Origin of the sequence: Delftia sp. ZNC0008, assembly GCF_000799035.1 — a bacterium.
GTDB classification, from domain to species: domain Bacteria; phylum Pseudomonadota; class Gammaproteobacteria; order Burkholderiales; family Burkholderiaceae_C; genus Comamonas; species Comamonas tsuruhatensis.
The window spans coordinates 18,867-33,414 of sequence record NZ_JTKZ01000893.1 but is presented as its reverse complement, the minus strand read 5'-3'; the positions used below and the strand labels follow the sequence as shown (position 1 = coordinate 33,414).

Sequence of the window (14,548 nt, the reverse complement as noted above, 5' to 3'; positions counted from 1 at the left end):
CCGCGTCGCGCTGGCCGCTCCCTGGGCAGGGGCCTCGCCCCCGGGCTCCGACCTGCCCAAGGGCCCCGTCAAGATCCTGGTGGGCTGGGCGCCCGGTGGCGGCACCGATGTGTTCGCGCGCATCGTGGGCCAGAAATTGTCCGAGGTCTGGGGCCGGCCCGTGGTCGTGGAGAACAAGCCCGGCGCCACCGGCTCGCTGGCGGCCGAGTACTTCGCCAGGACGCGCTTCACCGAAGGCATCAACCTGCTGATGGCCCATGTGAACACCCATGCCATCTCGCCGCAGATCTTCAAATCCATCACCTATGACCCGCTCAAGGACTACGCGCCCATCGCCCTCATCGGCGCCACGCCCCACATCCTGGTGACCAGCAGCAGGAACAGCCATGGCTCGGTGCAGGAGGTGGTGGAGCTGTGCCGCAAAAGCCCCGGCAAGGTCAGCTTCGGCTCTTCGGGCACAGGTTCGGTGCAGCACCTTGCGGCCGAGATGTTCAACATGGCGGCAGGTGTCAAGAGCATCCACGTTCCCTACAAAGGATCCGGTCCCATGCAGACCGACCTGATCGGCGGACAGATCGACTTCAGCTTCGACACCATGACGGCCGCCACTGCCCAGGTCCGCGCAGGAAAAATGCTGGGCATCGCCCAGACCCGCGTGAACCGTGCCAAGGGATTCCCGGCCATGCCCACCATGGACGAGCAAGGCTTCAAGGGCTTTGACGCATCGAGCTGGTACGGCGTCGTCGGCCCGCGCGACATGTCCAGGGAACTGGCCCAGCGCATCAATGCCGACATCAACCGCGTGCTGGCCATGCCCGACGTGGTCAGCCGCTTCGACGGATACGGCGTGGAGGACGGCGGCGGCTCCGTGGACAAGTTCGCGGCCTTCATGGCTGCCGAATACAAGAAGTGGGGCGACGTGGTGCGCGCTGCAAAAATCACCGAAGAAAGCTGAGGACACGGCATGAGCAATCCCCAATCCAACCCGCTGCAACTGCCTCTGCAAGGCATCCGCGTGCTCGACGTCAGCCAGGTCATGGCCGGCCCATTTGCCTGCATGCTGCTGGCTGACCTGGGCGCCGATGTCATCAAGGTCGAGCCTCCGGGCACCGGCGACCAGACGCGGGGCGCCATGGGCTTCAAGATGAAGGGCCCGGACAGCATGGGCTTTCTGAACATGAACCGCAACAAGCGGTCGCTGACGCTGGACCTCAAGAGCGAGGAGGGGCGTGAGGCCTTCTACCAGTTGGCCACGACAGCCGATGTCATCGTCGAGAACTATCGGCCCGGCGTGGTCCAGCGCCTGAAGATCGACTACGAAAGCATCCGCCGCATCAATCCGCGCATCGTCTATGTCAGCATCTCGGGCTTCGGCCAGAGTGGGCCCTGGGCCCAGCGGCCGGGGTTCGACCTCATGGCCCAGGCCATGTCGGGCGTGATGAGCGTCACCGGCTACAAGGGAGAGAAACCCGTCAAGGCCGGCGTGCCCGTGGCCGACATCGGTTGCGCACTGTTCGCCACCTACGGACTGCTGGCCGCCTACATCGGCGCGCAGAAGACAGGGCAGGGCCAGCACATAGACGCCTCGCTGTTCGACTCGGCCATGGCTTTCTCGATCTGGGACATGTCCGAATACTGGGGCACCGGCGTGCCGCCCGCGCCGCTGGGCACCAGCAACAAGATGAGCGCCCCCTACCAGGCCGTGAAGGCGCGCGACGGCTACTTCGTCATGGGCGCCACCAACCAGAAACTCTGGGCCAGGCTGTGCGCGCTGATCGAGCGCCCCGATCTGCTTGAGCACCCCGACTACGCCACCGTGGCGCTGCGCCTGAAGCACCGCGAGGCACTGATAGGCGAGCTGGAAGCGGAATTGGCCCACCACGACAGCGCCGACTGGGTGGACCGCATGCTGGAGGCCGGAATTCCCGCCGGCCCGCTGCTCACCTATCCGCAAGCCTTCGAGGGCGAGCATGGCCGGCACCGCGGCATGTGCATGGAGATCGACCACCCCATCGAGGGCAAGGTCAAGAACATCGGCTTTCCCGTCAAGATGCTCGGCACCCCCCAGCAGGTACGCCGCCATCCGCCGCTGCTGGGCGAGCACAACGCGGAAATCATGGCCGAACTCCGCGCCCTGAAGGCCGCCGCATGAGCACCGCCCTGCATGAAGCCGTGGCACTGACCGTTCACGCCGGGGGCGCGGCCGAGATCCTCATCGACCGCCCCGAACGCCACAACGCCATGAGCATGCCCATGTACGAGGCATTGCTCACGGCCCTGGAGCGCTGCCAGGCCGACCCGGCCATCCGCTGCGTGATGCTGCGCGGCGCGGGCGGCAAATCCTTCATCTCGGGCACGGACATCGCCTACTTCCAGGACTTCCATGACGGCCAGCAAGGCATTGCCTACGAAGCCTTCGTGGAGCGCGTGATCGACGCCGTGGAGCGCATCGCCGTGCCCACCATCGCCGTCATCGACGGCTGGGCCGTGGGCGGCGGCCTGGCCCTGGCCACGGCATGCGACTTTCGCATCTGCAGCACCGGCTCGCGCTTCGGTGCGCCGATTGCCAAGACGCTGTCCAACACGCTGTCGTCACGCAACATCGCCCGCCTGGTGGCCAGCCTGGGCGTGCCACGCGTCAAGCGCATGCTGCTGCTGGCGGACTACCTGTCAGCCGGGCAGGCCGAAGCCTGCGGGTTCGTGCATGCGGTGGTGCCGGCAGATCAATTGCAAGCCCAGGCACAGGCGCTGGCCGAGCAGCTCATGGCCTTGTCGGCAACCACCCAGTCAGCGGTCAAGGAAAGCCTGAGGCGCATCGTCGTGGAGCAGCGGCTGGATGATGAGGATCTGGTGTCGGCGGTGTATGGGAGTGGGGAGTTTCGGGCGGGGGTGGCGCGGTTTACAGGAGCTTGATCGAAGCAGGCACGCATTCCCTCCGCAGGCCCGTAACACGTTCTAGTTGCCGAGCTCAAATTTGATAGGAATCTTGATGACGCTGGGGACCGACGCGCCTGAGCTATCTTTCGCCGAAATGAAGGAAGCCTTCAACACGGCTGCCATCGCTGCTTCGTCCAGGATGGCGTGGCTTGAGCTTTGGTCTATTTCTGCACGACGAATCTTGCCGTCAGGATCAATTCGCGCCTTGATCACGACTCTGCCCTCTTGTCGCAGGCGCTTGGCCTGCTCCGGATAAGCCAGGCGCGGAGCCTGCAGATGCCGAGGAAGCTCGGCCGCAGGCGGCAGTTTGAGGGAGTCATCGTCCAGGGGAAGGGGGACAGGCGCCGCGCTGGAGGCAGGCAAGTCCTTGACGATTCTGGTAAAGCTGGAGGCAGTGCCGTCAGTTGCAGCCGCAGGCGGTGCGAACGACTGGGTGGTCAAGGGCGGGCTGTGCCTCGGCACGGATGGTCCAGATGAGTTAACGAGCGCGGAGATCTTCCCCAGTGTTGACAGGACAAGCACCAGAAGAAAAATCCAGCCAAACCAGAAATTTCCACCTTTTCTCTCGCTCGTACTGGGCGAGGCGCTGAGAGCCAATCGTTGAGGCCATCGGGGTATCTGATCTGCCCACTCAAGCCAGCGCTTCGCATTGCGTGTGTCGGTGATGATGTGCAGCCAGTGAGGGTAGTGTTGGACGACATCCCGCAACGTGGCCCTGTGCTTCAAGAGCGTCGATGTCGGCGGCTTGCTGCTTTCGCGCAGACCCTGGATCAATTCCTTTTGCGCTACCCGTACGTGCTTTGGCCTGCTGTCGAAGAACTCCAGTTCGCCAATGGCGGATGCCACGACGGCCCCGGCATGGCCAAATGCTGCAAGGCGGCCACGGTCTTGCTTCCAGCCAAAGCAATCTATCGCAGGGCCGAACAGGAACTCCTTGCGGGGTTGCCAGCCCTCAGCCAGGAAGGCTGCCATGCCCCATTCAAAGAAGTGGCGCGCATCCATGTCGATCAGGCGCTGGTCCTTCAGAACCTCGTTCAGCCAGATGCTGGCAGCAGTACGGTCTTGGGGCCACCCGGCTGCCAGCTTTTTGCGCAGGTCTGCCAGCAGTGCGTGCGCTATCTGCCGGGCATGGTCGATGGTGCGGGCGGAATATGCAGGCTCTGCCTTGCGGGAAGGCGTATTCCCCGTATCGATATGCGCGTCGAACGAGCTCCGCGAGTGCGGTGCGTCTTCCTTGCTGTCTGAACTTGAGGGTGGCATTGCCGTTTCAGGACGGCGCTGGGCATGCCAGGCAAGCGCGGCCTGATAGGACTCCCGCAGAGCCTGAAAACCTTCAAGGTCTGTTTCCTGGTCAATTTCCTTGAGTGCGCGGGCATAGGCACGACGAATCGCGCGCTCGTCAGCGTTGAGATCCAGACCCAGCCGAGCAAGAAAGGGAAGAGGCATGTACGTCGCTGTCGGCGGGTCAGGTTGCATCATCAGCCAGCACCGCTGCACTGCGCTCCAGATGGGAGAGCTGTTCGTCCAAGAGCGCACGTGCCTTGTTCGCCACACGGGCATCCTGAGTTGCCAGGCTGGCTTCGAACTGAAGAATCTGCTCACTCAGCCACTGCCTGGCATTGCCGCGCATCTGTGCATAGACGCGCTCGGCCCGCGCCAGCGTGGTGCGGTTTTCGATGGTGTCGCGAGGATGGATCTTCAACGCATCCATCGCAGCCAGGCGTTCAACGATGTCCTCTTCCGACAGCACGCCGGGATTTCCTTGGATGAGCAGGCTGAATGTCCTGTTCGTCTTGAGTACTTTGGCTTCAACCTGCAGCAATCCATTGACGTCGTAGGTGAAGCGCACATCCACGCAAGAATCTTCGAGAGCCAATCCAGGCAATTCAATACGCAAATCGCCAAGATGAATGTTGTCGCGGACCATGCGGGACTCCCCTTGGTAAACCTCAAGGTCGATGAACGATTGGTACGGGGAAGTCGGGATATAGCTGTTGACCCGGCTGACAGGCACGGTAGTGTTGCGCTCGATGACAGGGTCGAAGTGCCCCTGGATCGTGGAGCCATCAGGCATGCGTTTGCTGACGGCCACCCCCAGCGAGTAGGGACAGACATCCGTCATCACAACCTCCCTGAGCGCAGCATCCTTGGCTTTGAGCCCTGCCTGCACCGCGGCACCCAGTGCCACGACTTCATCAGGATTGAAATCGATCGCAGGAAACCGGCCAAACATCGTTGTTGCAAGGCGCCTCACCACCGGCATGCGGGTGGCCCCTCCGGCGAGCACGATGTTGTCGAGCATGGCGCTTCGAAGGTTCGCATCGCGCAGCGTTCTCTCGACCGGCATGCGCAGCCGCTGAAGCAAACTTCTGCAGGCTTGCTCCAAAAGTGCTTCATCCAGCGGCATCTCCAGGACTCGGCCCTCGTGCTCCAGACGGATGGAGGTGCTCGGCTGGTCGCTCAGCGCCCTCTTGGCACGCTCGGCCTCAGCCTGGAGCCGCTGCATGAAGCGTCGATCCTTCAGTAGGTCTCCGGACAGCGCCTGACGTTCAATGAAGAGATCGACCAGAGCTTGCAGGAAGTCCTCTCCTCCCAGAAAGTTGTCTCCGGCTGATGCGCGCACCTCCATTACTCCATCGAACATCTCCAGGATGGAGACATCGAATGTCCCGCCGCCAAGGTCAAAGACCAGGAAGCGGGTTTCAGCGTCCTGTTGGTGCAGGCCATAAGCCATGGCGGCGGCAGTGGGTTCATTGAGCAACCGCTCGACGCGCAGGCCTGCAAGCTGTCCAGCCGCTCGCGTGGCCTTGCGCTGCGCATCCGAAAAATAGGCCGGTACGGTGATCACGGCCTCCTCGATGGGCTGGCCCAGGAATGCCTCGGCGTCGGCCTTGAGCGCCCGCAGCACCAGTGATGACAGCTCCTCCGGGCGAAACTGTCGATTCCCCAAATGCACCCCCTTGTTGCTGCCCATGAAACGCTTGAAATTTGCGGCAGTGCGTTCCGGATGGGTCTGCAGACGTTCCCGCGCCGCACGGCCTACCAACACGCTTCCATCATCATCCAGACTGACGCAGGAGGGCGTCATGAAATCGCCCAGGGCATTGGGAATCAGAACTGCTTTCCCATCCTGCCATGCTGCAGCCAGGCTATTGGTACTGCCCAGGTCAATCCCGATGATCATGAATTGGCTCCTTGTATGTCGAACCCGTCATCATATGTATGGTTTTGTTACCCGCAGCGAATCCGAGACAGGATGCATGCACAAGCCATGTGCGGCCTGCCCTCCGTCTCCTTTTTTGCCTCCGGATCATTGAAGGCGGCCGTGCGGTGTGGTTTCGCCCTGTTCCTACAAAATGCTTGGCTAAACTCCATGGCTTGTCGAGGGAAGCCGGGTTCATGCTGGGCTCGCAGTTGAGTGCCGTGCGCAATGCGGCCGCCCCTCAGATCAACGCAGCCCGAGAAATCCCATGCAAATCAATAAATGCATTTCCGTCCTGCTGGCCAGCAGCTTCATCCTGCCGGTTCTGCCTGCGCATGCAGGCGAAGAGACGGTGCAGCTCATGTCCAACGGTCGTTATCAGACCTACAGCCTGCCCGACGACGCGCAGCAGGTCCAACTGGTCGAGACCTTGGCGGGCAACTGCAGCTACAACCAGAACTGGGGCTATGACCTGGGCCGCCGGGAGATGTGGGTCAAGGGTGGCTGCGGCGGGCGTTTCCGCATCCTGACCGGCCTGCCCCAGGGCGCGCAGGGCCAGGAAGGCGGAAGCGACAACACGGGCGCATGGATCGCCGGTGCCGCCGTGGCAGCCATTGCCGGCGCCGCCATTTTGGCGAACAAGCGCGACAAGGACCGCGAACGTGAACGCGACGAGCAATGGAACGATGACCACTATCCGGGCTACCCGGGCCAGCAGCCCGGCTACCCGTCGTGGGGAGGACGGGAGGTACGGGGCCAGAACGGCCTGTGCCTGGATGTGTCGGGTGGCCTGCGCCCGGGCAACGGCCTTATCGTGTACCACTGCAGCGGCGGTGAAAACCAGCGCTTCACGCTGACGCGTGATGGCGAGATGCGCGTGGGCGACCTGTGCCTGGACGTCGCCGACGGAAGCACGCGCAATGGCGCGCGCGTGATCGCCTGGCAATGCCGCAACCAGCCCAACCAGAAATGGGACTGGAGCCGTGGACAGATCCGCAGCCGCTTTGCCAACAAGTGCCTGGACATCGAAGGCGGCAATGCCCGGCCGGGCCAGCCCGTCATCGTGTGGTCCTGCGCCGGCGGCCCCAACCAGCGCTGGAACTGAGGACGCTTGTTGCACAAGCTCTCTGCCGCGCCCGGGCCAGTGCCCGGACGCAACGCCGTCGCGGGCATTCGGCGGCTGGGTCCCTTGCAGTGGCTGGGCCTGATCACTGGCGCCGTGCTGCTGGGCGATGCCGTGGTGCTGATGGCACGCGGCATGTTCAATCTGGGCGTGACGCTGCCAGCGGTGCTGGGCCTGCTGTTCATGGCCTGCAGCTTCTGGCGCGCGGCCATTGCGCGCAGGCTGCGCGCCAGTGCCTGGCTGCGGCGCGCCTGGTGGCTGGGCTGGGCGGCGCTGGCGATATGGCTGGCCAGCCTGCTGCTGTTCTGGGCACATCTGCTGTCTGCTTCTTCCCGGCTGGCCCCTGACCAGCCGGTGCAGGCCATCGTGGTGCTGGGCAGCGCCACGCGTGAGGGACAACCGTCGCTGACGCTGGCCCAGCGGCTGGACCGCGCCGCCGAACTGGCTGCAAGCCAGCCCAAGGCGCTGGTGGTCACCAGCGGCGGCGTGGACTTTGGGGAAAGCGAGAGCGAGGGCGCCGTCATGGCGCGCTATCTGCAGCAACGCCACGGCATTGCGCCAGAACGCCTGCTGATGGAGCAGCGCAGTACCAGCACGGCGCTGAACCTGGCGTGGAGCCTGCCCCTGCTGCAGGAGCGCGGCGTGGCCCCGGACGCGGCGATTGCCATCGTCACCAGCGATTTCCACACGCTGCGCGCGGGCTGGATCGCCAAGCGCAGCGGCTACGGCCAGGCCTTCACCGTGGGCGCGCCCACGCCGGCGACGATCCGCGCCAACGCCTGGCTGCGCGAGTACTTTGCGGTGATCAGCGGATGGGTGCTGGGGGAGTTCTGAGCCGCTGTGCGATGGGCTGCGGCCTTGCGGATTGGCTCCACAATGTGATTCTTCATACATCAACAGGAGCGAGACAGTGGCAAGCGAACAGCGTCCTTTCCGGGTTCTGGGCATACAGCAGGTGGCCATCGGCGGCACCGACAAGCAGCGCATGAAGCGCCTGTGGGTGGACATGCTGGGGCTGACCCAGACCGGCACCTTCCAGAGCGAGCGCGAGAACGTGGACGAAGACATCCTGGCCATGGGCCAAGGCGCGCACAAGGTGGAGGTGGACATCATGCAGCCGCTGGACATCGACAAGAAGCCTGCCGTCCACACCACGCCGCTGAACCATATCGGCCTGTGGATCGACGACCTGCCGCTGGCCGTGCAGTGGCTGACGGAGAAGGGCGTGCGCTTTGCGCCCGGCGGCATTCGCAAGGGCGCGGCCGGCTACGACATCTGTTTTCTGCACCCCAAGAGCAATGACGAGTTCCCGATTGCCGGCGAGGGCGTGCTGATCGAGCTGGTGCAGGCGCCGGCCGAGGTGATCGCCGCGCTGGGCTGAGGCGCCTCAGGCAAAAGGCTGTACGCGCCGCTGGACATGTTCCAGCAGCCACAGCTTTTTTCTGGCGCGCGTCATGGCCACGTACAGGCGGTTGCGCTCCAGAAAGGCCAGCGCGTGCGGGGCCGTCGCCGGAAAGCGGCCAGGCTCCATGAAGGGCAGGGCGACGTGGTCGTACTCCTTGCCCTTGGCTTCCTCGATGGTGCTCAGATGGAAGTCGAATCCGCGCTCGGCCCGCACGGCACGCTCGAAGCGCGTGGCCATGTCCGCCACCTGGGCCAGCATGTCGGGCACGGCCATGCCCGCCACCGAATCCATGAAAGCCTTCACGCGCTGACGCAATGCCGCCGTCTGGGCCTGAGACAGGGCCACGCCGGCAAACAGCCCCCAGACATCGGCCTGCTCCAGCAGGCCCAGCGCATCGGACTGCAGGGCCAGCGGCAGCTGCAGAAAGCTGCCGAAGGCCTTGAAGTTGCGTTGTCCGCCCTGCAGGCTCGATTGGTCGCTCAGGAAGCGCCAGATGATCTGCGGGTTGTGCAGCATCTCGCCTGCCATGCGTTGGGCCAGCGTGTGGCGGCTGAATGGATCGGCCATGTCACCGCCTGCCACGCTGCCCTTGCCGTAGAACAGCGCACCTTCCACGAAGGCCGCCAGGATCTCGCTGCCCAGAACGCTGACCTGGGCCTTCCACGACAGCGCCTGCATGCCGTGCGCATAGCAAAGTCCCAGCAGCAGGGCCATTTCGCGCTGCAGGTAAAAGCGCTTGAAGCCGTAGAAGCTGGCGGACTTGCCGGCGCGGTGGATGGCCCATTCCAGCGCGCAGGCGTCCTGCTCGTGGCGCAGGATCACGGTCAGCGAGGGATTGCGCGCGCTGCCAGAAGGCGGCTCGCCCGGCGCAGCGGGTTCGGTGGCACGTGCCAGGCTGGCCTGGATCTGCAGCAGCTGGTCAATGCACGCGCTGTCGTCGGAGTGCTGCAGCTGGTGCACGGTGCTGAAGCGCGTGGGCGCCGCTGTCAGGCACACATTGAACAGCGCATTGACGGCCTTGGCCACTTGCGGGCCGAAGCGGCGCGACTGCGTCAGCGCCAGCGTGGCCGTGGCCTGGGGCAGGAAATCATCGAGCTGGTGGAGCTTGTCGCGGAACACGGACCAGGCCTGTGCCTCGATGTGCTGGTTGAAGTCGCCTGCTCCCAGAAAGGCGCAGCCGCTGGTTCCGACCAGGGCTCGCAGCACCTGCAGCGAGGCAGGGTCCAGGTCATGCATCTCGTCGAACACCACCAGGTCGTAGCGCGGCAGGTCCAGCGCCTGGCCCTGCAGGGTGTCGCTGGCCAGTGCATGGCTGCAGTCGCCTTCGGCGTAGTACAGAGGGTCGCCGCAGTGGTCGATGCGGCGGCGCTCGTACTCGAAGAACAGGCAGGCCAGGCGGTAGTCGAGCAAATACTCCTCGCAGAAACTCGCCAGTCCCATGCCTTCCTCGGCCAGGCGCTGGGGCAGCAACGACTTCTTGGCGCTGAGGTTGAAGTCCCAGAAGGCGTCCAGATCCAGATCGCCGGGCTGCTCGAACAAAGGGTCGGGCTGCCAGGCCAGTCGCTCGCGCAGCGCATCATGGGCCTCGCGCACACGGGCCTGCAGCGCCACGCGGTCGGCCAGAAAGTGAGCCGCCGGGTCGCGGCGGCGGATCTGCTGGGCCGCCCAGCGCTCCACCGTGGTGATCTGCACCTGGGGCGGCACCTCGCGCACCAGTTGCTGCAGCCGGTGATGGAAGGCCGCCACGCCGGAGCGCGAATACGCCAGTACCAGAATGCGCTGCGCCTGGCCGCTGCGGCAGGCCTGGACCACCTTGCAGGCCAGCGTCGTGGTCTTGCCCACTCCCGCCAGCGCAGCCACGATGGCCGAACGCCCCTCATGCGCCAGGATGGCCTGCTGCTCGCGCGAGAGCAGCAGCGGCTTGCCGTGATCGGTAGGAAATTCCAGGGAGCGCAGGGACATGTGAGGGAAATCTGAGCAAAAGCGGCGAAAGCAGAGGGAAGCGGTTCAGCCGCAGTCCGGCAGGGCTGAAAGCCGCCGTGGCGACGACGGCGGGCACCCATTGTGGTCGTTTTGGAGAGGCATCTGGCAGGTATTGGGAATCCGTTGCCGCGCCTGTCCACGCATCTTTTGAAGCGCTCATCGGACAATTGAGCGATGTTGACCGCCAATGGCCGCGTGCTTGCGGCAAGAAGAAGTCACCGAGAAAAACTTCTGCCAAAACATGCCCAACATCGCTCAAAAATAAGCGAAGTTCGCTTTTTTTGCAGGCCATGAAAACGGGGCAACTATTTTTGCCAAGGAGCCGGCTTTTTCATTCCCAAGGCTTTTTTTGCTCATCAGAATGAAAAGAGCAGACCCACAGAGGAGTTTTTGATGACCGCCTGCAGCACCACCCCGACGACTTCCGCCACCTCCGCACAGCCTGCGGCCGGCAGCCCCCTGCAATGGCATGCACGCCCCTCCAAAAGCGACATGCTGCCGTTTGAAGGCGCCTGGAGCGTGCAGGCCATCCAGGAACTGCTGGACAAGCCCTTCATGGACCTGATGTTCCAGGCCCAGAGCGTGCACCGCGAGCACTGGCCTGCGGGCGATATCGAACTGGCCACGCTGCTGTCGGTCAAGACCGGAGGCTGCCCCGAGAACTGCGGCTACTGCCCGCAGGCGGCCGAGTTCGACACCGGCGTCAAGGCAGAAAAGCTCATGAGCGTGGACGAAGTCACGCGCGCCGCCCAGGCGGCCAAGGACGCGGGCGCCACGCGCTTTTGCATGGGCGCAGCCTGGCGCGCGCCCAAGGACCGCGACATCGAGAAGATGAACGAGCTGATCGGCGCCGTGAAGGGCCTGGGCATGCAGACCTGCGCCACGCTGGGCATGCTCCAGCCCCACCAGGCGCAGTCGCTGCGCGAAGCGGGCCTGGACTACTACAACCACAACCTGGACACCGCGCCCGAGTACTACCAGGACGTGGTCAGCACGCGCCAGTACCAGGACCGCCTGGACACGCTCAAGGCCGTGCGCGGCGCAGGCATCAGCGTGTGCTGCGGCGGCATCATCGGCATGGGCGAGGCGCCCGTGCACCGCGCGGGCCTGATCGCCCAGCTGGCCAATCTCAATCCGCATCCCGAGTCGGTGCCCATCAACAGCCTGGTGCGCGTGCCTGGCACGCCGCTGGCGGACAGCGAGCCGGTCGATCCGCTGGACTTCGTGCGCGTGATCGCGGTGGCGCGCATCACCATGCCCACGGCGCGCGTGCGCCTGTCGGCAGGCCGGCAGCAACTGGGCGATGCCGTGCAGGCCCTGTGCTTCATGGCCGGCGCCAATTCCATCTTCTACGGGGACAAGCTGCTGGTGACCGGCAACCCCGATGTGGAGGCCGACACCACGCTGCTGCGCAAGCTGGGCCTGAGCGGCACGCGGACCTCGGTACAGGAGTGAGCCTTGGGGCTTTTTGGGGCTTTTGAGCTCTTTTGAGCCGGCAGCTCATCGCTGCGGTCCGCCGCTGCCTTGTGCGGCGGCGGCCGCATCGTCGTCGCCGGCATCGAGCAGCCGGGCCGCACGGTTGCTCAACGCGGAATCCGCACGGAAATAGCCCAGCACCGTATTGACGCTGCTGTGCCCCGTCAGCGCCATGGTGTCGGGCAGGGGCACGTTCTGGCGCCCGGCCTCGGTCACAAAGCCCGAGCGCAGGGAATGCGCCGAGAAATCTCCCTCCACGCCTGCCAGCGCACAGCGCTGCTTCACGATGTCGCGCACGGCGGCCGGTGACAGGGGCTCGCCCACATGGCCGCCCTTGCGGATGCGCCGGAAGATCGGCCCTTCCTGTATGGCGGCGGCACGCAGCCAATCGGCCAGCGCCTGGGCCGCGCGCCCGGTGACGGGCTTGTGGTTCTCGGGCGCGTCCCGTCCGGACTGGTTGGTCTTGGAGTGGGTCAGCGTGTAGATGAATTCCTGCGGCCCCACGGCCCGCAGGTGGCGCATGTCGGCCCCGGCCACCTCCGAGCGGCGGCGCCCGCCGCTGGACCAGGCGAACAGCAGCAGGGCGCGGTCACGGCGGCCGCGCAGGCTGTCGTCACAGGTGTCCAGCAATTGCTCCAGCAAGTCGCGCGTCAGCGCATCCTTCTTGGCGGGGCCTTCACCGCGCCGCGCATAGGCCTTGCGCGTGCGCGACATCAGCTCGCGCACCGCGCCGTCCTGGCAGGGGTTGGCCAGTCCATGCACCTGATGCGCCTTGGACAGCACCGCCATGCGGTGCACCAGCGTGTTGTGCGACAGCGCGCCTTCCCTGGCCTTGTATCCGGCCTCGACCAGGGCGCGGTCGATGTGCATCGGCATTTCACTGGCCAGGCCCGCGCCGGTCTGCCGCTGGGCGTGGTCAATGATGAATTGCAGCACGCAGGGCACATCCAGCGGCAGCTGCATCTGCCGGTCAAACCGCAGCGCATGCCAGGCGGACCAGTAGCGCATGGCGCTTTGGTAGCTGTTTCTGGTGTTGGCGGATTCGCCCTCGTGCATCAGCTCGCGCACGGCCTGCCGGGCGGCAGGCTCCAGGCCGGCGGACGGCAGGGCGTTGCCTTCCTGGATGTCGTCCAGGGGCTGAGGTCGGGAGGTCAGCGAAAAAGGGCCGGTGCGCATCCATGGATTGTCGCCCGACGCCGCCCGGGCAATACCTTGCGGGCCTGCAGCGATCGGCACGACGCAAAGTTCACTTTCCAGCGACCAGGAGCGGCCTTTTTGCGCCACAAATCCGTGTAATGTGCGCATCCATGCTGTATGAAAATTTCATATGTAATATTTAATACATCTAACATATGATGTATTACATAAAATTAAAATAACTCACGATAACAACTCCTTATCGTTGGTAATATTGGAAATAGTTCACGATATGCAGAAAACATCCACCCGTGGCGTGCAGGAAGCCGATGTCTGGGCCGCGGCAGACGCCTTGATCGCCCAGGGCCTGCGGCCGACCATCGAGCGCGTGCGCCAGCACATTGGCCGGGGCTCGCCGAATACCGTCAGCCCCATGCTGGAGACCTGGTTTGCCACGCTGGGCCAGCGCCTGGGCGTGGCGGCAGGGCAGGGCGAACTGCTGCCGTCGTCGGTGCCCGATCCCGTTCAGCGCCTGGCGCAGCAGCTGTGGGACGCCGCCCAGGAAGAGGCCATGGAGGCCGCCCGCGCCGCCCTGCAATCCCGGGAGGAAGCGGCACAGGCCACGCAGGCCGAGCTGCAGGAGCAGCAGGAGCAAATGGCGCGGCGCGAGGCGTCCATGCAAGCGCAGAAAGAGGCCATGGACCAGGCCCTGCAAGTGGCCCAGGCCCAGTCGCAGGACTTGTCTCGCCGGCTGGATGAAATGCAGCAGCAGCTGCAGGACCGCGACGAGCGCCTGGAGGAAATGCGCGATGCGCTGGCCGAAGCCGCCCGCCAGCGCGAGGCGTTGCAGCAAAAGCATGGCGAGGAAATGCAGTCCGCCGCGCTCGAGCGCCAGCGCATGGCCGAGCAGTACGCGGGCAATGAGCGCCACATGCTCAATGAGGTGGACCGCGCACGCCAGGAACTGGCGGCTGCGCGCAAGACAGCCACCGAGCAGGAGCGCAAGGCAGCGACCCGCCTTGCAGAGCTGCAAAACCGCTATGAAAAGAGTGAGGAGGAGCAGCTGAGCCTGCACTCCCAGCTGCAGACCGCCCAGAATGCGGCCGCCCTGGCGCAGGAGCGTGCGGCGGACCTGCGCAGCCTGCTGGAGGCGCAGCAGCGATTGGCCGCTGGCGGTGCCTTGCCGGATGCCGGCGCGGGGCTTTCGCTGGGCCGGCGCGGCAGCCTGTCCGCGGCGCGCCGCTCCATGACGCGCCTCAAGGACAGGAGAGGCTAGGGCGTATCG

13 protein-coding genes are annotated in these 14,548 nt (G+C 64.9%); 9 read left to right on the top strand and 4 right to left on the bottom strand.

The features are described 5' to 3' along the window. The first annotated feature begins 10 nt into the window (after positions 1 to 10). From L995_RS28890 to L995_RS28880, 3 genes are read left to right on the top strand one after another with little or no spacing between them, the layout of a single operon-like run. A complete protein-coding gene (locus L995_RS28890) occupies positions 11 to 955 on the top strand; it encodes a Bug family tripartite tricarboxylate transporter substrate binding protein (RefSeq protein ID WP_052195885.1) in 945 nt (314 codons plus the stop codon). Between the two features lie 9 nt (positions 956 to 964). Continuing rightward, complete coding sequence (locus L995_RS28885) at positions 965 to 2,152, top strand: CaiB/BaiF CoA transferase family protein (protein ID WP_047474833.1); 1,188 nt, start codon at positions 965 to 967, stop codon at positions 2,150 to 2,152. Next, on the top strand, positions 2,149 to 2,913 hold the full coding sequence (locus tag L995_RS28880; RefSeq protein WP_047474830.1) for an enoyl-CoA hydratase: 765 nt from the start codon (positions 2,149 to 2,151) through the stop codon (positions 2,911 to 2,913). The genes L995_RS28885 and L995_RS28880 overlap by 4 nt, the downstream gene beginning before the upstream one ends. Positions 2,914 to 2,955: 42 nt before the next feature. On the opposite strand, the gene L995_RS28875 is transcribed toward L995_RS28880, so the two are convergent. Together L995_RS28875 and L995_RS28870 are read right to left on the bottom strand one after the other, a co-directional pair. Next, positions 2,956 to 4,416 carry an energy transducer TonB gene (locus L995_RS28875; RefSeq protein WP_052195884.1) on the bottom strand — a complete coding sequence of 487 codons (1,461 nt, stop codon included), beginning with the start codon at positions 4,414 to 4,416 and terminating at the stop codon, positions 2,956 to 2,958. Beyond that, entirely contained in the window at positions 4,403 to 6,121 is a 1,719-nt protein-coding gene (locus tag L995_RS28870) for an Hsp70 family protein (protein WP_047474827.1), read from the bottom strand. Before L995_RS28870 ends, L995_RS28875 begins: the two co-directional genes overlap by 14 nt. 286 nt (positions 6,122 to 6,407) lie before the next feature. Here L995_RS28870 and L995_RS28865 point away from each other — a divergent pair, with 286 nt between their 5' ends. From L995_RS28865 to L995_RS28855, 3 genes are all read left to right on the top strand, one after another. Further along, entirely contained in the window at positions 6,408 to 7,244 is an 837-nt protein-coding gene (locus L995_RS28865) for a lectin (protein ID WP_047474826.1), read from the top strand. 9 nt (positions 7,245 to 7,253) lie between these two features. Next, a complete protein-coding gene (locus L995_RS28860) occupies positions 7,254 to 8,096 on the top strand; it encodes a YdcF family protein (RefSeq protein WP_047474825.1) in 843 nt (280 codons plus the stop codon). Positions 8,097 to 8,172: 76 nt separating this feature from the next. Continuing rightward, on the top strand, positions 8,173 to 8,643 hold the full coding sequence (locus tag L995_RS28855; RefSeq protein ID WP_047474823.1) for a VOC family protein: 471 nt from the start codon (positions 8,173 to 8,175) through the stop codon (positions 8,641 to 8,643). Positions 8,644 to 8,649: 6 nt separating this feature from the next. On the opposite strand, the gene L995_RS28850 is transcribed toward L995_RS28855, so the two are convergent. Beyond that, positions 8,650 to 10,629, bottom strand: coding sequence for a UvrD-helicase domain-containing protein (locus L995_RS28850; protein ID WP_047474821.1), 1,980 nt, complete (start codon positions 10,627 to 10,629; stop codon positions 8,650 to 8,652). A 77-nt stretch (positions 10,630 to 10,706) separates the two neighbouring features. Between L995_RS28850 and L995_RS34575 the strand changes: the two genes are divergently transcribed. Together L995_RS34575 and bioB are read left to right on the top strand one after the other, a co-directional pair. Next, positions 10,707 to 11,015: a hypothetical protein gene (locus L995_RS34575; protein ID WP_231574560.1), complete on the top strand. Its 309-nt coding sequence runs from the start codon at positions 10,707 to 10,709 to the stop codon at positions 11,013 to 11,015. 28 nt (positions 11,016 to 11,043) lie between these two features. After that, positions 11,044 to 12,105, top strand: a complete 1,062-nt coding sequence (gene bioB, locus L995_RS28845; protein WP_047474819.1) for a biotin synthase BioB — start codon at positions 11,044 to 11,046, stop codon at positions 12,103 to 12,105. Between the two features lie 45 nt (positions 12,106 to 12,150). On the opposite strand, the gene L995_RS28840 is transcribed toward bioB, so the two are convergent. Next, positions 12,151 to 13,302 carry a site-specific integrase gene (locus tag L995_RS28840; RefSeq protein WP_052195883.1) on the bottom strand — a complete coding sequence of 384 codons (1,152 nt, stop codon included), beginning with the start codon at positions 13,300 to 13,302 and terminating at the stop codon, positions 12,151 to 12,153. Positions 13,303 to 13,555: 253 nt separating this feature from the next. Here L995_RS28840 and L995_RS28835 point away from each other — a divergent pair, with 253 nt between their 5' ends. Beyond that, positions 13,556 to 14,539: a DNA-binding protein gene (locus L995_RS28835; protein WP_047474815.1), complete on the top strand. Its 984-nt coding sequence runs from the start codon at positions 13,556 to 13,558 to the stop codon at positions 14,537 to 14,539. Positions 14,540 to 14,548: the final 9 nt, after the last annotated feature.